The 20834-nt window shown below is 63.9% G+C and carries 14 protein-coding genes and 1 pseudogene; 13 read left to right on the top strand and 2 right to left on the bottom strand.

Annotated features, from left to right (window positions below; translation table 11 throughout):
• The 5 genes and pseudogenes from ACLBX9_RS23615 to ACLBX9_RS23595 form a co-directional block, all read left to right on the top strand.
• Window positions 1-760 (top strand): annotated as a pseudogene (locus ACLBX9_RS23615) (hypothetical protein); the annotation flags it as partial.
• Between the two features lie 1199 nt (window positions 761-1959).
• Entirely contained in the window at window positions 1960-3993 is a 2034-nt protein-coding gene (locus tag ACLBX9_RS23610) for a glycosyltransferase family 2 protein (protein WP_447720619.1), read from the top strand.
• On the top strand, window positions 3983-4840 hold the full coding sequence (locus tag ACLBX9_RS23605; RefSeq protein WP_447720618.1) for a hypothetical protein: 858 nt from the start codon (window positions 3983-3985) through the stop codon (window positions 4838-4840). The genes ACLBX9_RS23610 and ACLBX9_RS23605 overlap by 11 nt, the downstream gene beginning before the upstream one ends.
• Before the next feature lie 258 nt (window positions 4841-5098).
• Entirely contained in the window at window positions 5099-5812 is a 714-nt protein-coding gene (locus ACLBX9_RS23600) for a glycosyltransferase family 25 protein (RefSeq protein ID WP_447720617.1), read from the top strand.
• A gap of 206 nt (window positions 5813-6018) precedes the next feature.
• The gene (locus tag ACLBX9_RS23595) at window positions 6019-6966 is read left to right on the top strand and encodes an SGNH/GDSL hydrolase family protein (protein WP_447720616.1); all 948 of its coding nucleotides are present in this window, start codon (window positions 6019-6021) and stop codon (window positions 6964-6966) included.
• A gap of 82 nt (window positions 6967-7048) precedes the next feature.
• On the opposite strand, the gene ACLBX9_RS23590 is transcribed toward ACLBX9_RS23595, so the two are convergent.
• Both ACLBX9_RS23590 and ACLBX9_RS23585 read right to left on the bottom strand, forming a co-directional pair.
• Window positions 7049-7624 carry a DUF1919 domain-containing protein gene (locus ACLBX9_RS23590; protein ID WP_083920225.1) on the bottom strand — a complete coding sequence of 192 codons (576 nt, stop codon included), beginning with the start codon at window positions 7622-7624 and terminating at the stop codon, window positions 7049-7051.
• 752 nt (window positions 7625-8376) lie between these two features.
• On the bottom strand, window positions 8377-9279 hold the full coding sequence (locus ACLBX9_RS23585; protein ID WP_447720615.1) for a LysR family transcriptional regulator: 903 nt from the start codon (window positions 9277-9279) through the stop codon (window positions 8377-8379).
• Between the two features lie 108 nt (window positions 9280-9387).
• Between ACLBX9_RS23585 and kdgD the strand changes: the two genes are divergently transcribed.
• The 8 genes from kdgD (at window position 9388) to ACLBX9_RS23545 (ending at window position 20785) form a co-directional block, all read left to right on the top strand.
• Window positions 9388-10302, top strand: a complete 915-nt coding sequence (gene kdgD, locus ACLBX9_RS23580) for a 5-dehydro-4-deoxyglucarate dehydratase (RefSeq protein WP_447720614.1) — start codon at window positions 9388-9390, stop codon at window positions 10300-10302.
• A gap of 97 nt (window positions 10303-10399) precedes the next feature.
• Window positions 10400-11755 (top strand): MFS transporter, encoded by a 1356-nt coding sequence (locus ACLBX9_RS23575; protein ID WP_010683986.1) that lies wholly within the window; start codon window positions 10400-10402, stop codon window positions 11753-11755.
• Window positions 11756-11873: 118 nt separating this feature from the next.
• Window positions 11874-13235: a glucarate dehydratase gene (gudD, locus tag ACLBX9_RS23570; RefSeq protein WP_447720613.1), complete on the top strand. Its 1362-nt coding sequence runs from the start codon at window positions 11874-11876 to the stop codon at window positions 13233-13235.
• A 139-nt stretch (window positions 13236-13374) separates the two neighbouring features.
• Window positions 13375-14952 (top strand): aldehyde dehydrogenase (NADP(+)), encoded by a 1578-nt coding sequence (locus tag ACLBX9_RS23565; protein WP_447720612.1) that lies wholly within the window; start codon window positions 13375-13377, stop codon window positions 14950-14952.
• A 398-nt stretch (window positions 14953-15350) separates the two neighbouring features.
• A complete protein-coding gene (locus ACLBX9_RS23560; RefSeq protein WP_447720642.1) occupies window positions 15351-16871 on the top strand; it encodes an FAD-dependent monooxygenase in 1521 nt (506 codons plus the stop codon).
• Between the two features lie 106 nt (window positions 16872-16977).
• Window positions 16978-17187, top strand: a complete 210-nt coding sequence (locus ACLBX9_RS23555) for a hypothetical protein (RefSeq protein WP_010683990.1) — start codon at window positions 16978-16980, stop codon at window positions 17185-17187.
• Window positions 17188-17732: 545 nt separating this feature from the next.
• Window positions 17733-18329, top strand: coding sequence for a DsbA family protein (locus ACLBX9_RS23550; RefSeq protein WP_447720611.1), 597 nt, complete (start codon window positions 17733-17735; stop codon window positions 18327-18329).
• A gap of 272 nt (window positions 18330-18601) precedes the next feature.
• Complete coding sequence (locus ACLBX9_RS23545) at window positions 18602-20785, top strand: PAS domain-containing sensor histidine kinase (RefSeq protein WP_447720610.1); 2184 nt, start codon at window positions 18602-18604, stop codon at window positions 20783-20785.
• The last annotated feature ends 49 nt before the right edge of the window (window positions 20786-20834 follow it).

Here is a 20834-nt window from a genome sequence, read left to right as displayed (position 1 = left end):
CGGCTCGACGGGCGCCACCGGAGCGACGGGTCGTACCGGCTCGACGGGAGCGACCGGTTCGACCGGCTCGACGGGCGCCACCGGAGCGACAGGTCGTACCGGAGCTACAGGAGGGACTGGTTCGACCGGATCGACGGGTACCACTGGAGCGACGGGTGCCACTGGGGGCAGCGATCCCGACGACCACCATCACCACCACCACCATCACCACCATCACCATTGGGATAACGGCAACCACTACGGAAATAACGGCAACAACGGGAATAACGGCAACAACGGAAACAACGGGAATAACGGAAACAACGGAAACAACGGGAATAACGGAAACAACGGGAATAACGGCAACAACGGAAACAACGGCAACAACAATGGTGTCCGTGACACCAACGGCTCGAATGGTGGGTCGGGAGCGCAGATCAATCCAGGATCGACCAATTCTGGAACGAACCCGGTCTTCTCCCAGCCGACCCAGGGCTCGGGTATCTCGGACATGGACGTCCTGAGATCGCTCGGAAACCTGATCGCCCGGTTGATCACCAACAACGGCTCGGTGAGCGGCCTGCTCAGCGACACCTCAGCTCAGCAAGACATCATGACGCTCATGAATGCCTTCAAGTTGGGTGGGACATCGGGTGAGGCGACCACTCAGGTGAGTACATCGGTCGGATCGTCGCGGAACTCGGTCGGAGCCTCGTTCTCCGCCCAGTCCTCGCCGCAAGACCAGCTCACCAACGTGGATTGGAGCAAGAACGTGAGGTAAGAGCGCCCAGCTCGGGACCTCGCCCAAGCCAGGAGGCCGCAGCTTCAAGCTGCGGCCTCTTTTTGTTCGTGAAGCACCGCCGACCGATCACTCGACCCGGCCCCGCTCTCGGACGCGGGCCCGACAAAGGTGCGGGTCGCGTCCGGTCCTCCTGGCGATGGATCGGTCCCTCATTCCCGTGTTCGCCTGGACGGCCACCGGCCGGACGAGCGGACGCCCACCGTCCGTCCATTGTCCGCGGAAGCGCCGAGGAGGACGATCACCCGTCGGGCCTGGCCCTGCGCGGCGACCCGCGAGGCTCGTCATGCGGGGTGCTCGAAAGGCGCCGGTCGTCAGAGCGGTCGCGGCTGGCGTGCCTCGCTTTCGATGCAGGAACAGCGTGATCGAAGCGTCGGTCTGGCCGCGCGCGCCCCTGATTCCCGCTCCACGTACCGTCATCCCGCGCAGGTGGCCGTTCATCGGGTTAGCCGCAGCGGATGAATGTCGCGTCCACGAAGGGCATCTTGCCGTCGACAGCGCCCCGGGCATCCAACCGCAGCGAGCCGCGCCAGAGCGCCCGCTCGAACAGCCACGCTTCACCGTCCCGGACGAGGGACCCGCCGACCACAAGCGATATGGGTAACCGAGGCTGCGGGTCCGGAGAGCGCGCCCGTTTGTCGGGCCCTGTCCCGGTCCGGACCGATCACCCGCGTCTGGGCGACGTCCGGGCTGGATGAGAGCGCCGTGATCTCAAACGAATGCCGCGTACCTGTCTGCACGGGCGCCCGGCGATGCTGCCCGTCGCCCGGTCGGCGCTGCGGTCACGGTGCGCAGGGTACGGCATGGGACGCCTGCCTTCTTGATCGGGCGGCGCCCTCTCGTGCGCGCGACGCGTTCCGATCAAGAGCGCGACCAAGTGGTCGTCGTTGGCGCGCCGGCTGGACAGCGAACTTCATGGTTCTGCGATCGAGCGGTCAAAATGCGTAATCAATCAATGTTTTCCGCCAGAGACTACAACTCGCCTTGAGAGCGTCTCCCGAGCAGAGTAGGTTCGAACCTGCATGGTCCGGTTGCCCGGATGACGTCGCTCGCCGCAGCCCTCGCCGTCGGATGAGGCGTGCGCAGTAAAGGGGAACGCGCCCAGCGAATTGAACTCCAGTGCGTGGCAGCGGAGCTCAGCGTGTCTGGATGTCGCGGGTCCGGGCGAAGTGGATCCGGTCTTGCGCCTGCAGATCAGCTTGTTCGGCCGAGAGAATGAAGACATGGCAAAGATCGGACTGTCGATGATCGTCAAGAATGAGGCGAGCGTCATCGAGCGCTGCCTCGACAGTATGGTCCCGCTGATCGACTACGTTCTCATCTCCGACACCGGATCCACCGACGGCACCCAGGACATCATCCGCGCCTGGCTCGAGAGGAACCGTGTCCCGGGCGACGTCGTGGAAGAGAAGTGGCAGGACTTCGCGACCAATCGGAGTTCAGCGCTGCAGCGGCTCCGGGAGCGGAATCTCGTGGATTACGCCTTCGTCATGGACGCTGACGAGACCCTCTCATACGAAGACAATTTCGATGGGGCCGCGTTCAAAGGCTCGATGAGCGCAGACTACTACAACGTGGAGATCCGGCGGGGCAGCATAAGATATTGGCGGCCTCAGATAATGTCTAACGGCAAGCCGTTCTGCTACAAGGGCGTGCTCCACGAATATGTTGAGGCGCCCCAAGGATCTACAACCGGAGACGCCTCGGGCTTTCATATCACATCGGGTGCCTCGGGCGGAGCGCGGGAGAAGGATCCGGACACCTACCGTCGGGACGCCGAGAAATTGAGAGAGGCTCTGGAAGGAGAGACCGACAGCTTCCTGAGGTCACGATACACGTTCTACCTCGCGCAGAGTTACCGGGACAGCAATCAGCCGGAGAAGGCACTCGACGCCTATCTCGCGCGAAGCCACATGGGGTACTGGGCCGAAGAAGTCTATATCAGTCTCCTGGAAGCCGGCCATCTGATGGAACGGCTCGATCGGCCGGCCGACGATATCCTCGCGACGTATCGGCGCGCGACCGAAGTTTGCAGTCATCGTGCGGAGGCCTTCTACGACATCAGCAATTTCTGCTTCCGCACGGGACGGAATGAGGAGGGGTTCACGGCGGCCAAAGCGGGATCGACTCTGTTCGAGCCGGCGAGCGGTCTTTTCCTGTCGAAGTGGGTCTACGACTACGGCCTGCTGGATAAGCTCGCCATCAATGCTTACTGGTCGAATCACCATAGTGAATGTGTTGACGCCTGTCTCAAGCTTCTGGCCGACGGCAAACTTCCGCCGTCGGAGCGCGGTCGTGTCGCGGCGAATGCGCGGTCTTCGCTGGCGAAGATCCAGGACGAGAAAGTGGCTCGTAAGTTGGGTGCTCATGCCGAGCCGAACTTTCTCGAGCAATTTGAACTGGCGGCTCCCCGCACCTTGAGGCCGGTCGCGACAGAGCCGCGCGTCCTCATCGCGATTCTGGCCAAGCAGATGGCCGCGGCACTGCCGCTCTACCTTGAGTGCTTGACGAACCTGGATTATCCGAAATCGAAGATTTCCATCTACATCCGAACGAACAACAACACGGATGAGACGGAGACGATCCTGAGGGCATGGGTCGAGAAATTCGGACCCCAATATGCGGGTGTCGAGTTCGATGCCAGCGATGTCAGTGAACGCGTTCAAGAATACGCGCTTCATGAATGGAACAGCACTCGATTTAGGGTCCTGGGCTACATACGTCAGATTAGTTTACAGAAAGCCATCGAACAGAACTGTGAATTCTACTTTACCGCAGACGTCGATAACTTTCTAAGACCCTCGACGCTGCGCGAGCTCACGTCGCTGAACGTTCCCATCGTCGCCCCGTTCCTTCGTTCGATCGAGAAGGGCAGTTACTATTCCAATTATCATGCCGCAGTCGATGCGCAAGGATATTACGCGCATTGTGATCAGTATGACTGGGTGCTGAATCGCTGGATTCAAGGTGTCGTCGAGATGCCGGTGGTGCACTGCACCTATCTCGTCCGCGCTGATGTCATCCCATTGCTGTCCTATCAGGATGAAACAGATCGGCATGAGTATGTGATTTTCTCAGATACGGCACGTAAAAACAGCGTCGTGCAATATTTGGATAATCGCCAGATCTATGGATATATGGCACGCGACGACATCGAAGATCACACGAGTCAAGCGCGGACTCTGTTGGGCCGGAATCTAGCGCATGTTGAATAGCAAGTTATCACGAAGAAATCTGGTCGCTATGGGAAGTGTTTCGATGATTACTTCCGTTATGGCGACGCCTGAAGGTCCCCCGATCATGTCGAATCCCGTGGAAGTCGACGGTGAGTGGCATGCACCGAAGCGCTCAGCCGCGCTGGTGATCGGCCGCATGAGGGAGGCATGCACCTCGGGCTACCGTATTTCGTCTGACCGTCAGCCGCGCAAGATCTGCGTAGAGAATCGCCCGTCCGGTCCGCCCGCGGTCTGGCTGCATCAGGACCGTCCCGATACGGCGAAAATTTTCGTCGACGTCGGAGAACGCGCATGGTCCCAACTGGCCTACCAGTTCGGTCACGAATTCGGTCACGTCATGTGCAATTCGTGGAGCAGTGACGCGAAGCCGAGTGCGCCCTGCCAATGGGTCGAGGAGATGATTGTCGAGAGCTTCTCGCTCCGCGGCCTGTCGCTTCTCGCCGCGGCCTGGAAAGACGCGCCCCCTTTTCCAGGAGACTCGGCATACGGCCGCGAAATCGAGCGATACCGTGACGCTGCGGTAGCGCAGTATAACGGCCTGGCATCCAGCCAAGGTCTCTCTGAAACCAAGATGTGGTTCAAGCACAACCGGCAGGCTGTTGAGGATTTTGTGGGTCTTTCTGAATATGCAAAGGCCGGTGTGACAGTCCTGCTTCCAGCGATGATGAAGAACCCGGTGTATTTGGAGGATCTCGGGGCTTTGAATCGGTGGGTAGAGCGAGCTGCGCTACCCTTGCCCGAGTATCTGGATAAATGGAGCGCGAGTTGCCGAGATGTCGGAAGTGCAGGACATCTCCCAAAATTCATCCGACGGCTTTTCATTTAGTCACAATCTGTTGAATAATTTTTTCCTTCGCGTCAATTTGTAGGAATAGAGTCACTACGGATTGTATTCTCGATACCGTTTCGTGGCTTTATCGATGAAGCGGGCGACGGTGTCGCTATTCCTGGGCATGGCAGTCGCGAATAATTGCTATGACCGATGTCGAATTCCGAATTTGCGACGGTTTATGCTTGATTCTGCCGTCTCATGCCCGCAGTCTGTGATGATTTTCAGTCCGAGCTGAAATTACGAGAGACAATCATGCGGATAGAACTCATCAATTTAGACAGCAGTACGGATCGGCTGTCACGCTTTCGTGAAGTAAATCCTCATATCAGCAACTTCCGACGGTTTTCAGCCATCAATGGCAGCACGCTTGATCGCCAGAAGCTCGCCGCAGACGGCTTGATATCTGAAGATTTAAGCTATTCCGATGGCGCTCTGGGCTGCGCAATGTCTCACATTGCCCTCTGGTCTGATGCGGTCAAAAGTGGCGAAGCTATAACGATCGTCGAGGATGATGCGATCATCGGCCGAAATTTTTTAGACCATCTGTCTTCTTGTTTGGCGAGAGACGACGATTGGGACATCATGGTATGGGGGTACCACACGCATTTCTTTCTATGGATCGATTTTATTCCAGGCATGATTGGTGGTGAGGTCAGGTGGGAAGGTGTTGATTACGGTCGTGTTCTCAAGTCGTTCGCGGAAGAGAAATATAATTTGGCCCTATTCAAACTTCTCAATTGCTTCGGAACACCCTGCTATACAATCTCCCCACGCGGCGCGCGATCTTTACTGGACCATTGTTTGCCGCTGAAGACATGTCTAGTTCCACTCGAGAGATTTCGCATCGTCAATCAAAATGAAGGCATAGACTCACTTATGAACGGTTGGTATCCAGCCGCCAAAGCTTATGTCAGCGTCCCGCCCATAGTACTGCCGGATTACAACTTGAAATCGACCATTCGATGATAGCTTGTATTGATATTCGACTTTCACAAGAAGGTATCTGGAATGGCAATTCTCGCTTCCTCTTCGAGTGTCATAACGCTGTGATCGATATTCGAGACGATGTCGATCCATATAAGCAAGTGCTTGTCGGCACACGCGCCTGAAGCCACGACTCGGTAGTTTGCTCAATCGACGCCCCAATTCCACGCAAGCTTGGAGCTGGTCAGATGTCTCGCGCCATCCGTCTGAAGGAATATGCACCCTGCGCATCATCCAGATTTTCTCCGCCTGACTGGTATTTGAATCAGGTGAATTCGAGCTTTGTTCGAAAAGAGTTCGTGATCAACACTGATCAGAACGGCTTTATTAAACCGTATGCCGACAGCGCCGACAGCGAAAGGAACATAATCGTTCTTGGGGACAGTGTTGTCGAAAGTATGTATATGGACGAGAGCCTTCGAATTTGTGCGATGCTCGATAAATACGTCAACCAGCAATCTGATCATAATTTGCGAGTACTTAATGCGGGCTATAGCGGGGCGACATTGCTCCACGAATTTAATGTACTATTGAATAAAATCGTTCCGCTCAATCCGACTGCTGTCGTAATCATGACAGGCATAGTAGACGTCGATGTCATCGAGCGGAAGGCGAGTTTTTGGACAAATGATAAGTGGCTTGAACCTATCATAACATTGGATCGGGACAACCTCTCGCGGGACAACGATCTGACCGACGACCTCCGCATTCAGCATCGGTTCGCGATTCTGAATATGTTTAAATGTGTTTCGGTAGAGTTCGGAATTCCGATTTGGTTCGCCACAGTGCCCCATCAACAAAACTACAATAATGATTGGGTCAAAACGAGAATGTCGGAAACAGACTTCAAAAAAACTGTGGTTGGAAGGAGATTTATCAACAATTCTACGCGAATATTTTGCATTAAAAACGATATACCGTTTTTCGATCTGGAGCTTTCATTGTTAGATCGAGACGACATTTTCTATGATTTTTTTCACTTCAATGAATTAGGAGGGAGCGTAGCCGCTCAAGCGTTTATTGACGGCGGCCTTGTCGGTCATTTGAACGAAGTTCTGCGTCGACCGAGAGACGGTATGACGACAGCCCTGCACTCACTATCGCCACCGTTACCTGCCGCCACCACGCAGCAGTGACGACCCAAAGATTGATCTCCAAGTCGTTAATGGCGGACGTCAATTCACTATCCGATCGAGATTGTCAGGTAACGGTCCCGCACTAATCACCACGGAGGTGAGAATCGCAATCGGATTTGAGCCAATCGATTATTCGCAACTCATGATCGAGTCTCGTAATTTTCCATAACATGACCCCATCCGGACATTCCTCTCCTGGGTAATCGACGGGATGGGAGACGCGCATCGCTGGCAGATTTGTTCGATGGCGGTTATAAAAACAGATTTTGTTCTTGAAAGGGAGTTGGTCGAAAGCATCTGCATGAATACCACTGAATCCATCACGATCACAGATTTTGAAGAGTAAATTATCATCCTCCTTCGGGAGTCGATCAGTCCGGTAAGCCCATTTTTCTCGAGCCTCTTCGACGCTCCCATAGTGCATGAAATTAATCTCGATGTCGTCACCGATGACGCCGATCGGCCAACCGGGTTCTTGGCCGTTTCTTGATCGCGTTACAAATCGTAACTCTGACGACATGTTCGCGCGAAAATCTGTTAGAAGTTTTATATAGTCGTCCGCATAGAGAAAAAGACCGACGAAAGGGGTATTGTAGCGCATGTTGCACTCTTCGTACGGTTGGGATCCCCAGCAGTTGTTCGCAATGATGGCTCTCACTTCTTCATCTCCCTAGAGGTCTTTGACATAGATATAATAGTCTAAAAGCCACATGAATTAATATTGCCAGGAAATCTGAGGATCTTGGCAACTCGGCTTCTGGTTTGCGCGGTGAAAGTTTGAGCAGCTAGCGCGTGGCGGTGCAAGCGACCGTCGCTGACAGGCAGCCTCTCGTCGGGGCGCGTTTGCGCTGGGTGCACTTGCCGCAGTCGAAATCAAACCGAGCTTCGAGGATTCCTCGCGGCCGGTGGACGCAAGGCGGCTCGACTGGGTGGCCGTCGAGTTCCATCCCCGTTGTAGACTGGCGACGAGCGGATTGGGCATGGCACGCCGAAACGATCCTGCACGAGGGGCGCAGGAGCCAGCCATCCTTTGATCCTAGGATGACGACACTATTCGGGGCCAATGCATCACATATTTTGATAGGGCCAGATCGAGTGAATATAAGGGTCGTTCGATTTGAATTTCCGTCGTGCCGAGAGCTCTGGGTTGATCCGTGTGATGCGGAATGATCGCTCAATCCGGTGAGACCCCGTCTCCATCTCTGCCCCGGCGATCTCTCGGCCGATATCGCGAAGACCTGTTACGTCGGAGGCGCTGATCTCCGACTTGCCTGAAGGAGCGGGTCGGCACGCGCCTGTCCAGTTACGGCCGCGCCTCTCGTTCATTCCGTCAGCCCGATCCAGGCGACGGCGCTCGGCGGATCTCAAGGCACAGGGCCGCGCGTCAGACGAGAAGGGACGTGGTCCGGTCTAATCGTCATTGAGCGTCACCACGTTCGACCTGAACGATGGCAGGCACGGATTCGGATTATCCTGGCGCCAGGCCAGCAGGAGACAGGGTCGCGCCGTCGCCGGCGCTGCGATGGGACGGAGGACGACGTCGGTCATGCCGATATGAACGGCGCTGTCGGGGACCAGTGCGACACCGATATCGGCTCCGACAAGCGCCAGCATGGCGTGGAGCTGGTTGACCCGCTGCACCACCCGAGGCCGGATGCCGGCTGCCGTGAACAGTGTGTCCAACAGGTCGATGAAGTAGCGTCCGCCGCGCGGCGACCACGTCACCAGGGCTTCCCCGTCGAGATCCCGGACCTTCGGCGCGTTTCCCTTCGCGAGGGGATGGCTGCGCGGGACGGCGAGCAACAACTGCTCGTGGACGATTGTGGCCGTGGCGATCGGTGTCCGCGGATCGAGAAGAGCCGGGCCCGGCCTCAGGAGGCCGACATCGACGCGATTCTCCTCGAGGGCCTGGATCTGTTCGTCGGAGACCATCTCTTCGAGCACGAGGTCGATCTCAGGAAGCGCCCGGCGGACATGTGAGACGATCCGCGGCAGGGTCCTGTAGGCGGAGGCCGCGGTGAAGCTCAGGCGGATCGTGCCGCTCTCCCCGCGGGCCGCGCGCTGCGTGAGCCGGGCGGCACTCTCGGCCGCGGCGATCACCCGGTAGGCCTCGGCCAGGAAGGTCCGGCCCGCCGGCGTCAGCCGCACCGCCCGCGTGGTGCGCTCCAGGAGCGTGACGCCGAGCGTCTGCTCCAGCATCTGGATCTGCCGGGAGAGCGGCGACTGTGTGAGGTTCAGCCGCGCCGCGGCCCGGCCGAAGTGCATTTCCTCGGCGACGGCGACGAAGCTGCGAGCGTGGCCGAGGTCGAACATTGATGCACGATCAGGGATAATCGAGCCAAAATCAACGTTGGACGCATCGAAGGGGCGGGCCTATCCCCGATCCAACGCCGGAACGGCGCAGATCAGGGAGTGAAAGCGATGTCTCGGATGACCCCCGTGGAGTTTGCGCGGACGCTGGGCTCGGGCCTGCTCTCCTTTCCCGTCACGCATTTCAACGCCGATTACAGCGTCAACGAGAACGCCTACCGCGACAACCTCGGACGTCTTGCGGACTACAAGGTCTCCGGACTGTTCGCCGCCGGCGGCACCGGCGAATTCTTCTCGCTCACCCCCGCCGAGATCGACCGCGTCGTGCGCGCCTGCGTCGAGGAGACCCGCGGCCGCACGCCCGTGATCGCGCCCGCCGGCCAAGGCACGGCGCTCGCCGTGGAACTCGCCAGGGCGGCCGAGGCCGCGGGCGCCGACGGCATCCTCCTGCTGCCGCCCTACCTGGTCGGCTCCGAGCAGGCGGGCCTCGCGGCCCATGTCGAGGCGGTCTGCAGGGCGACCGGGCTCGGCGTCATCGTCTACAACCGCGCCAATGCCCAGCTCAACGAGCAGACCCTCGCGGGACTCTGCGCGCGCAACCCGAACCTCGTCGGATTCAAGGACGGCGTCGGCGACGTGGAACTGATGACCCGGATCTACGCCGGGCTCGGAGATCGCCTGACCTATGTCGGCGGCCTCCCGACCGCCGAGACCTTCGCGCTGCCGTACCTGGAGATGGGCGTCACCACCTACTCCTCGGCGATCTTCAACTTCCTGCCCGAATGGGCGCTGTCCTTCTACGACATGGTCCGCCGCCGCGACCGGGATGCGGTCTACAGGGAACTGCGCGAGTTCGTGCTGCCCTACATCGCGATCCGCAACCGCAAGCGCGGCTACGCGGTCTCGATCGTGAAGGCGGGCATGACCGCCGTCGGCCGCCATGCGGGCCCGGTCCGGCCGCCCCTGACCGATTTCGATGCCGCCGAGCTCGCCGAGCTGAAGGCGCTGATCGGCGACCGCCGCTGACACCCCCTCGCACCGCGAACGACCAACCGCCGAGCCAACGGCGGCACGCGCGACCGCCCGGACTCAACCGGGCGGCACCATCCCAGGGAGAACGTCCATGAGTGCCTCCACGAGTGGCACCACGAGCGCGACGCTCGTCGGTGCCGACGCGGCGCGCCGCACCCGCATCCGCCTTCTCATCGTGCTGATGCTGTTTGCCGCCACCACGATCAACTACGCCGACCGCGCCACCATCTCGATCGCCGGGCCGGACATGGCCAAGGAACTCGGCCTCACGCCGATCCAGATGGGCTACGTGTTCTCGGCCTTCGCGTGGTCCTACGTCCTCGCCCAGATCCCCGGCGGCTGGCTCCTCGACCGCTACGGCGTGAAATGGGTCTACGCGGCGGCCATCGGCCTCTGGTCGGCCTTCACGCTGATGCAGGGCGCCGTCGGCTTCTTCACCGGCCTCACCGCCGTGGTGCTGCTGTTCGCCCTGCGCCTCGCGGTCGGCCTCACGGAGGCGCCCGTCTTCCCGGCCAATGCCCGCATCGTCGCCGCGTGGTTCCCCACCCGCGAGCGCGGCATGGCCTCGGCCTTCTTCAACTCGGCGCAGTATTTCGCCACCGTGCTGTTCACGCCGCTGATGGCGTGGATCGTCCACAATTTCGGCTGGCACCACGTCTTCACCAGCATGGGCGTGCTCGGCATCGCCTTCGCGGTGCTCTGGCTTCAGGTGATCGACAGCCCGAAGAAGCACGCGCTGATGAACGAGGCCGAGCGCGACTACATCAAGGCCGGCGGCGCGCTGCTCGACATGGATGGGCAGGGCACGAAGAAGCAGGCCAATGCGGGCAAGACCCTGCGCGAGCTGCTCGCCAACCGGATGCTGCTCGGCATCTATGTCGGCCAGTACTGCATCACGGTGCTGACATACTTCTTCCTGACCTGGTTCCCGGTCTACCTCGTCAAGGAGCGCGGGCTGTCGATCCTGCAGGCCGGCTTCGCCGCGGTGGTGCCGGCGCTCTGCGGGTTCATCGGCGGCATCCTCGGCGGCGTGATCTCCGACATGCTCCTGCGCCGCGGTTACTCGCTGACCGCCGCCCGCAAGATCCCGATCGTCGGCGGCATGCTGCTCTCCATGAGCATCATCGGCTGCAACTACGTCCAGGCGGATGCCCTGGTGGTGGGCCTGATGGCGCTCGCCTTCTTCGGCAAGGGCATCGGGGCGCTCGGCTGGGCCGTCGTCGCCGACACCTCGCCGCGGGAGAGCGGCGGCCTGTCCGGCGGATTGTTCAACACCTTCGGCAACACCGCCGGCATCACCACGCCGATCGCCATCGGCTACATCGTGCAGACGACCGGCTCGTTCAACGGCGCCCTCGTCTTCGTGGGCCTGAACGCCCTGGTGGCCTGCTTCTGCTACCTCGTGGTGGTCGGTGAGATCCGCCGCGTCGAGCTGAAGAGCGCCTGACGCCGACGTCCGGGGCCGGCTCCCGGGAGCCGGCCCCCGTCCCGATGTTCCTGCCCCGCGAGTCCGGCCGCGCCCGGCCGTGCGGCCCCCAGCCAGACCACATGCAGGAGGACACGCCATGTCCGTCACCACGCAGTCCGACAGCCGCCACGCCGCCCGCAACACGCCGACCGTGACCGACATCAAGGTCGTGCCGGTCGCGGGACACGACAGCATGCTGCTGAACCTGTCGGGTGCGCACGGTCCGTTCTTCACCCGCAACCTCGTGGTGCTCACCGACTCGACGGGTGCCACCGGCCTCGGCGAGGTTCCCGGGGGCGAGGGCATCCGCAGCGTGCTGGAGGAGGCCCGCGACCTCGTGGTCGGCCAGCCGCTGGGTGCCTGGAACGCGGTGCTCAACACCATGCGCACCCGCTTCGCCAACCGCGATGCCGGCGGGCGCGGCCTCCAGACCTTCGACCTGCGCATCACCATCCACGCGGTCACCGCGGTCGAATCCGCCTTGCTCGACCTGCTCGGCCAGTTCCTCGACGTGCCCGTCGCCGCGCTCCTCGGCGAGGGTCAGCAGCGGGACGCGGTCGAGATGCTGGGCTACCTGTTCTACGTCGGCGACCGCCGCAGGACCGACCTCGGCTACCGGGAGCCGCAGGCGCGGGACGGCTGGTTCCGGCTGCGCGACGAGGAGGCCCTGACGCCCGAGGCCGTGGTCCGCCTCGCGGAGGCGGCCTACGAGCAGTACGGCTTCAACGATTTCAAGCTGAAGGGCGGCGTGCTGCGCGGCGAGGAGGAGATCGCCGCCGTCACGGCGATCCACCGGCGTTTCCCCGAGGCGCGCGTCACCCTCGATCCCAACGGTGCGTGGTCGCTCGCCGAGGCGATCCGCCTGTGCAAGGGCCAGGGCCACGTGCTCGCCTACGCCGAGGACCCCTGCGGGGCGGAACAGGGCTTCTCCGGCCGCGAGATCATGGCCGAATTCCGCCGTGCCACCGGCCTGCCCACCGCCACCAACATGATCGCCACCGACTGGCGGCAGATGAACCACGCGATCCAGCTCGGCGCCGTCGATATCCCGCTCGCCGACCCGCACTTCTGGACGCTGGCCGGCTCGGTGCGGGTGGCCCAGCTCTGCCGCGACCACGGGCTGACCTGGGGCTCGCACTCGAACAACCATTTCGACGTGTCGCTCGCCATGTTCACCCACGTGGCGGCCGCCGCGCCGGGCAACGTCACGGCCATCGACACCCACTGGATCTGGCAGGACGGCGAGCGCCTGACCAAGGAGCCCCTGGCGATCCGCGGCGGCCTCGTGCGGGTGCCGGAGCGGCCGGGCCTCGGGATCGAGCTCGACTGGTCGGCGGTCGAGGAGGCTCACGCGCTCTACCGCGACCACGGTCTCGGCGCCCGGGACGACGCGGCGGCGATGCAGTTCCTCGTCCCGAACTGGATCTTCGACAACAAGAAGCCCTGCCTCGTCCGGTGAGGCCAGTGCGCTCTCCTCCGGAGCGGCTGCCGGTCCGGCGGGGGGCGTATCGAAACAAGGGTCTCGTGCCGTGCCGGCGTGCAGCGCGCCCGGGCGCGGCTCCCGACGACTCCGCCGATTGTTGAACAGGCGCAACCGCATGACCTTCAGCAGCGACAACCTGATCGGCGGCGCGCGTGTGCCGGGCAGCGGCACGCCGTGGCGCGCGGTCGAGGCCGCCACCGGGGCATCTCTGGAGCCGGCTTTCGCCTCGGCGACGGTGGGGCAGGCCGAACACGCCTGCGCGCTCGCCGCGGACGCCTTCGACGCCTACCGCGCGATGCCCCCCTCGGCACGGGCCGCCCTCCTGGAGGCGATCGCCGACGCCATCCTCGACCTCGGGGACGAACTCGTCACCCGCTGCATGGCCGAGACGGGCCTCCCCCGCCCGCGGATCGAGGCGGAGCGCGGCCGCACCGTCGGCCAGCTCCGGATGTTCGCCGCCGTCGTCCGAAGCGGCGCCTCCCTCGGCGCCCGCATCGACACGGCCCAGCCCGAGCGGACGCCGCTGCCGCGACCGGACCTGCGCCTGTGCCGGATCGCGGTCGGTCCCGTGCTGGTCTTCGGCGCCTCGAACTTCCCCCTCGCCTTCTCGGTCGCTGGCGGCGATACCGCGTCGGCGCTGGCCGCCGGCTGCCCGGTGATCGTGAAGGCGCATCCGGCCCATCCCGGTACCTCGGCCCTCGTCGGCGACGCGGTCCGCCGCGCGGTCACCGCGTGCGGCCTACCGGACGGCGTGTTCGCGCTGCTGTTCGAGGAGGGTATCGCGATCGGCCAGCATCTCGCCGCCGATCCCCGCGTCGCCGCGATCGGCTTCACGGGCTCGCGCCGCGCCGGCACCGCCCTCATGCGGATCGCCGCGGCGCGGCCGGTCCCGATCCCGGTCTTCGCCGAGATGAGCAGCATCAACCCGGTGATCCTGATGCCCGCCGCGCTCGCGGCACGCGGTGCCGAGATCGGGCGCGCCTTCGTCGCGTCGCTCACCCTCGGCGCGGGCCAGTTCTGCACGAGTCCCGGTCTCGTCCTCGGGGTCGAGAGTCCGGGGCTCGCGGCCTTCGAGGCGGCCGCCGCCGACGCCCTTTCGGGTGTGGCCGCCGCCGCCATGCTGACGCCCGGCATCCACCGGGCCTATCGCGAGGGCGTCGCGGCCCTGGAGAGCAATCCCGCGGTGGCGCGGGTGGCACAGGGCCAGCCCGGCACCGCTCAGCAGGGGCGGCCGATCCTGTTCGCGACGACCGGGGCCGCCTTCCGTGCCAACCATCGGCTCGCCGCGGAGGTCTTCGGCGCAGCCTCCCTGGTGGTCCGCTGCCGGGATGCCGCCGAGCTGCGCACGGTCCTGGAGGGCCTCGAAGGCCAGCTCACCGCGTCCCTGCACCTGGACGAGACTGATCACGCGGCGGCGCGCGGCCTCGTGCCTCTCCTGGAGCGGAAGGTCGGCCGCATCCTGGTGAACGGCTTCGGCACCGGCGTCGAGGTCGGCCATGCCATGGTCCACGGCGGCCCCTTCCCCGCGACTTCGGACGGGCGCACCACGTCGGTGGGCAGCCTCGCCATCGACCGCTTCCTGCGGCCGGTCTGCTATCAGGACCTGCCGGAGGCCCTCCTCCCGGCCGCGCTGACGGATGCGAACCCGTGGCGGCTTCCGAGAAGCGTCGACGGGGCCGCGCCCGGCGCCTGACGACGGGGCGTGAGCCCGGGCCCGATCAAGCGTACAGCCGCAGCTTCCGATAACCGTCCGAGAGCGGGCAGGTCTGTACGCCGGGCGCGCACGCGGCTGAACACGGCACCCCTCCCCCTTCTCTGCCCCGTTCACGTCCGCGATGCGCGAGGCTCCTGGGGCGGCGTTGAAACGTGGCCGTTGCGGTCGCGCGGCCGGTGCGCTACCGTCGGCATGTCGGAAAAGGCAGACTTGGTCTGGTCAGCCCAAGTCCTTTCGGTAACGAAAGCTCTGGTCTTTGGCCTCGTGCCGCGGACCCCCACGACGAACGAAGGACGCGCGTGCGCGTCCGGATGTTCGTCCGCGCGGGTCTCAGGTTCGGGAAACGCTCCGGTCGAATATCGACTCGGAGTCCGGCCATGCCCCCATCATCGACCGTCTATGACACGATCATCGCCGGCGGCGGTCCCGTCGGCCTGTTCCTCGCCTGCGAACTGTCGCTGGCGGGCTGCTCGGTCCTGGTTCTCGAGCAGGCGCGCGACCCATCCTCGCCGTTGAAGCGCCCCCCGTTCGGCATACGCGGCCTGACGGTTCCGACGCTCGAGAGCCTCGACCGCCGCGGTCTGCTCGAAGAGATCGCGGCCGATGCGGTGAGCCGCGCCATGCCGGGAACGGCGCATTGGATAGCGCAGCCGCGCCGCCCCGGCGGTCATTTTGCCGGCATCCAGTTCTTCCACGACCGGATCGATCCGGCGCGCTGGGCCTATCGCCTGCCGGGCTCCGTCAGCACCCTCGCCATCGCGATGGAAAGCCTCGAGACCGTCCTGGCCCGGCGGGCTGAGTTATCGGGGGTCCGGATCCTGCGGGGCGTGGGCGTCGAGGGCTTCGCCCAGACGGACGGGTCCGTCATCGTCCAGGCGTCTGGCGCGGCGTACCGGGGCCGCTGGCTGGTCGGCTGCGACGGCGCGCGCAGCACGGTGCGCAAGGCGGCGCACCTGGCCTTCACCGGCACCGAGCCTGAATTCACGGGCTACTCCGTCCGGGCCGCGCTGGCCAACGGGGATACCCTCAAGCCCGGCCGGCATTACACCGCGGAGGGCATGTACCTGTACACGCCGCCCGACACGGTCGCGGTGGCCGATTTCGACGGTGGGGCCTTCCATCGCACCGCGCCGATCACGCGCGCGCACGTCGAGGCGGTCCTGCGCAGGGTTTCCAGGACGGATGTCACGGTGACCCAACTCGAGCTTGCCACAACGTGGACTGACCGCGCCTGTCAGGCGAGCGCCTATCGCAGCGGCCGCGTGCTTCTGGCCGGCGATGCCGCGCACATCCATTCGCCCTTGGGTGGCCAGGGCCTGAACCTCGGGCTCGGCGATGCGATGAACCTGGGTTGGAAGCTCGCGGCCACGATCCGGGGGATTGGGCCAGCGGATCTCCTCGATAGCTACGAGCGCGAGCGGCATCCGGTCGGTGCGCGCGTCCTCGACTGGTCGCGGGCCCAGGCCGCGCTCATGCGGCCGAGCCGAAGCGCGCGCGCCCTCGAAGCCATCATCCGTGACCTGATCGACACGACAGACGGCGCAACCTACTTCGCCGAGCGCGTATGGGGCGTGTCGCTCAGCTACGATCTCGGCGCCGGCCATCCGCTGGTCGGGCGCAGCGTGCCCGATTTCGTCTTCGGTGACGGGAGACGGGTTGGCGGCCTCATGCGTGCCGGTAAGGGCCTGGTCCTGGATTTCGCCCCTCGTCCATCGCTGCAAGCTTTGACGGACCGGCAATCCGGGCGCGTCGGCTACGTCGCCGGCGAGGTCGAGGACCGGCTCGGCCTGCAGGCCCTGCTCGTTCGGCCCGACGGGATCGTCGCCTGGGCCTGTGACACTCCCCCGGATGAGGAAGCCGCCGGCCGATCGCTGACGCGATGGTTCGGCACGACTTGACCGAATCGATCCGACTCATGCGCGTGTGCCGGAGCACCGCCGAAGGTTTCGGCCCATGAGATCTTGTCGTCAGACCGGGAGATCAATTCTCCCGACGGAGGCCGACATGTCCGAAGGCGCTGCGATCCGGGAAACAATCCGCCTCACCGAGGGGGATGTTGTCGTTCTGCTCCCTGGCAACCTGTCGAAGGCGAGCATCGTCGCGCTCCAGGCCAAGCTCGACGGGCTGGCCGCAGACCTGAATGCGCGCTGCACGGAAGAGAGCCGCTCCTCGTTGTCGGGATTGGCCGGGTTGGCTGCCTATCTCGCCGCTTGATATCGGCGGCCGTGCGCGTGCGTAGGACCGGGACTGCCCGGTCGAGCGTCCATTTCTTCGTGACTGGGTGATCCCCGGCTGCGAGGTCGACCGACACGATGCCCACCGCGGCGCCTGTCTCCGGCCGAGACGTGGGCGGCCTCGCGCAGGTCCGAGACGGCGAGGTCGGTGGCCGCGTCGCCTGTTCGGTGCTTGCCGGTCGTCATCCTCGGCCAGCACGCGTGGCGCTGAGGGGCGGTGCCACACGCTGGATTCGAACCCCGGACCCTTGCATTGCGAAAGGGCAGGCGCAGTCTCGGATGGGCTTGTACGCCGCTGAAAGCCATCGGATAACGTCAGATTGGACAATGGCTTGCGAACGTAACCTGTAGGAACGGGCCACAGCCGTCTGGCTCCCCCTACCCTCCTATCGCCCGACGCAATGATCGCGACCGAGCCCGCGCGGAGTGCAGCAGCAGGTCCGGGAGCGGCGTGACGTACAAAGGGCGCCGCCGCGGCGCCGCTTCAGCTATCGTAAGTCGATAGGAGGGCCGATGCGTTGTCAGGTGGACTATTACGTCTCGTTGAACTCGCCCTGGACCTACCTAGGAGGCGCGCGCTTGATGGATATTGCCGCGCGTTGCGGTGCGCGGGTGCGGATCTATCCCATCGACACCGCCGAAGTTTTCCCGGCTTCAGGAGGGCTCCCGCTGGCCAAGCGCTCGCCGCAGCGGCAAGCCTATCGGCTCCAGGAACTGGCGCGCTGGCGCGATGTTCTCGGCATTCCGATCAACCTCAAGCCGAGGCACTTCCCGGCCGATGAGGCGACCGCCGCTCGATGTGTCCTCGTGGTGCGCGAGACGATCGGCGATGCTCCTGCCGTCAATCTGGCGCATCGCGTCCTGAGGGCGCTCTGGGAGCAAGAGGCTGACACCGGTGACCGGGAAACGCTCGGACGGCTGATCGGCGACGTTGGCCTGGACGGGCCATCCGTCCTCGAGCACGCGGATGATGCGCGGTGGACGGCGCTACGGTCACGGGAGACCAAGGCTGCGATCGACCGCGGTGTGTTCGGCGCTCCGACCTATGCCGTGGGCGGGGACATCTTCTGGGGTCAGGACCGGCTGGACTTCCTGGAGCGACGGCTGACTGGCGGCGGCTGACGTAGGTCACGAGAGGGCCGGCCCATCGAAGCGGGTGCCGGAGAAGGATGGCTGTGGCGCCACACCGCCTACGATCCTTGTGCACCGGCAGGGCCCTCATGCACTGAAGCCGCTCCCGACCCGGACGTTCGGACGATCATCGAAAGGTCCGCCACGCGGTCACCGGCATGATGCCCATGGAATGGCGGCTTGTCCTGGGTGGCTACCATTGCTGCGGCTGGCTTCGCTCGACATGATGCCGGTCGTCAGCGTCCATCAACGTCCCGATACCGATGTCCGTAGGGTCTCATCTGGCCGGTGAAATGGCCGAACGCGTTCGCGGCTATGACTGGGCCGCGACGGCGCTCGGCCCGATCGAGACATGGTCGCCCCGCCTCGCGGCCATGGTCGAGCATGTGCTTGCCAGCCCTGTCGTCGCGTCCATCGTCTGCGGACGCGGGCACCTCCTGATCTACAACGATGCCGCCGCCCGGCTCTACGGCGATCGGCATCCGGAGGCCCTCGGTCGTCCCCTCGCGACGACGTTCCCGGACGGTTGGGCAACCGTCGCACCCTACTACGCGCGCGCCTTCGCGGGCGAGGCCGTCCAAGTCGCCGGCCAACCCCTGGACACCCGCGGCGAAGGCGTCGCGGAGGATGTCTTTGACGCGCTTCTGGTGCCGGTGCGCGACGAGGCCGGACACGTGATCGCAGTCCACATGACCGGCTTCGAGATCGGTGAGCGCCTACGCGCCGAGGCGAAGTTACGCACGAGCGAGGCCCGCTACCATCATCTGTTCAATGCGATCGACGAAGGGTTCTGCACCATCGAGGTTCTGTTCGACGAGGCCGGAGCTGCGGTCGACTACCGCTTCCTGTACGTGAACGTGGCCTTCGAGCAGCAGACCGGGCTGACGGACGCCGTAGGTCGGACGGTCCGGGCGCTGGTGCCCGATATCGAGGCGCACTGGCTCCAGACCTACGGTCGCATCGCCCGCACCGGCAAAGCCGAACGCTTCGACGATCGCGCGGACGCGCTCGGGCGCTGGTACGACGTCTACGCCTTCCCGATCGGGACGCCCGAGCAACGGCAGGTGGCGGTCCTGTTCAAAGACATCCTCCCTCGCAAGCGGGCCGAGGACCGCCTGCGCGCGAGCGAGGAGCGGTTCCGCGCCTTCGTCACCGCCAGCGCCGATGTCGTCTACCGCATGAGCCCGGACTGGCGCGAGTTGCGCGTACTCGATGGACAGGGGTTCCTGGCCGACACCGTCAGCCCGAGCGATGACTGGCTGGGCGCATACATCGACCCGGCCGATCAGCCGCGCTTGCGGGCGGCAATTCAACAGGCGGTGGAGGCCAAGGCGATGTTCCAACTGGAGCATCCCGTCAGGCAGGCGGACGGGCGCTCGGGCTGGGCCCTGTCACGGGCCGTGCCCCTCCTCGACGAGGTGGGCGAGATCCGCGAATGGATCGGAGCAGCCAGCGACGTGACGGCGCGCAAGCGTGCCGAGGACGAGCTGCGCGCGAGTGAAGAGCGGTTCCGCGGCCTAGTCGAGGGGTTCGGCCAGTTCAGTTGGGAAGCCTCGGCCGAAGGCGTCATCGAGGTCGACAGTCCAGGCTGGCGCAAATTCACCGGGCAGCATTTGGAAGAATGGCTCGGGTCGGGCTGGATCGCCGCCATCCATCCCGACGACCGGGATGTCACCGAGGCGAAGTGGCGGCAGGCCGTGGCGGCGCGGACAGCTGTCAATCACGAGTACCGCCTGTGGCACGCACCGAGCGCCTCGTGGCGGTGGTCGAACGTCCGCGCTGTGCCGATCACGAATCCGGACGGGTCGATCCGGAAGTGGTCGGGCGTGAACATCGACGTCACGGACCATCACAGGCTGCTGGCGCGACAGGAAGTGTTGATCAACGAATTGCAGCATCGCTCACGCAACCTGCTCGCCGTCGTCATCGCCGTGGCAGACAGAACTTTGCAGCAGGGGAGTCCGATCGAGGCTTTCGAGGAGCGCCTGAAGGCGCTCAGCCGGGCGCAGGGTCTGCTCAGCCAGTTCGGCAGCGACACGGTTGAGCTTGGGGCGCTCGTGAGGACGGAGTTGGCCGCCTATGTTGATCGAGCGTCCGATCGCGTCAGCATCGCGGGCCCCGAAGTACATCTGACCGCGCGGCAGGTGCAGAACTTCGCCCTGGCGGTGCACGAGCTGACCACAAACGCGGTCAAGCACGGGGCGCTCAAGAGTCAGGCCGGCCGACTCAGTGTCACCTGGGAAACCGTGCGCGATCGTCGCCAGCGCCGCCGCCTCGCCCTGTCCTGGGTCGAGCGCGGCGTGCCCGTGCGGTCGGAGAGTGTCACCCGGCGCGGCTACGGCACCGAATTGATCCAGAATGCCTTAGCCTACGCGCTGGAGGCCAAGGTAGATTACGAGCTTGGGCCGGAGGGTGTGCATTGCCGGATTGAAATGCCGGTATCCTGACCTCCGTGAAGGTGGGGCGCTTCGAAAACCTGGTCCTCGCGCCCTTCCC

It is taken from the genome of Methylobacterium sp. A49B (assembly GCF_053346215.1).
This window is presented reverse-complemented; position numbering and strand designations above follow the sequence as displayed.

Excerpts from the sequence above, each read along its gene's own strand:
- kdgD (WP_447720614.1), top strand. The coding sequence starts at position 9,388 with ATGTCTCGGATGACCCCCGTGGAGTTTGCGCGGACGCTGGGCTCGGGC.
- ACLBX9_RS23605 (WP_447720618.1), top strand. The coding sequence starts at position 3,983 with ATGTTGAATAGCAAGTTATCACGAAGAAATCTGGTCGCTATGGGAAGT.
- ACLBX9_RS23585 (WP_447720615.1), bottom strand. The coding sequence starts at position 9,279 with ATGTTCGACCTCGGCCACGCTCGCAGCTTCGTCGCCGTCGCCGAGGAA.
- ACLBX9_RS23560 (WP_447720642.1), top strand. The coding sequence starts at position 15,351 with ATGCCCCCATCATCGACCGTCTATGACACGATCATCGCCGGCGGCGGT.
- ACLBX9_RS23555 (WP_010683990.1), top strand. The coding sequence starts at position 16,978 with ATGTCCGAAGGCGCTGCGATCCGGGAAACAATCCGCCTCACCGAGGGG.
- ACLBX9_RS23545 (WP_447720610.1), top strand. The coding sequence starts at position 18,602 with ATGTCCGTAGGGTCTCATCTGGCCGGTGAAATGGCCGAACGCGTTCGC.
- ACLBX9_RS23600 (WP_447720617.1), top strand. The coding sequence starts at position 5,099 with ATGCGGATAGAACTCATCAATTTAGACAGCAGTACGGATCGGCTGTCA.
- ACLBX9_RS23565 (WP_447720612.1), top strand. The coding sequence starts at position 13,375 with ATGACCTTCAGCAGCGACAACCTGATCGGCGGCGCGCGTGTGCCGGGC.
- ACLBX9_RS23595 (WP_447720616.1), top strand. The coding sequence starts at position 6,019 with ATGTCTCGCGCCATCCGTCTGAAGGAATATGCACCCTGCGCATCATCC.
- gudD (WP_447720613.1), top strand. The coding sequence starts at position 11,874 with ATGTCCGTCACCACGCAGTCCGACAGCCGCCACGCCGCCCGCAACACG.
- ACLBX9_RS23575 (WP_010683986.1), top strand. The coding sequence starts at position 10,400 with ATGAGTGCCTCCACGAGTGGCACCACGAGCGCGACGCTCGTCGGTGCC.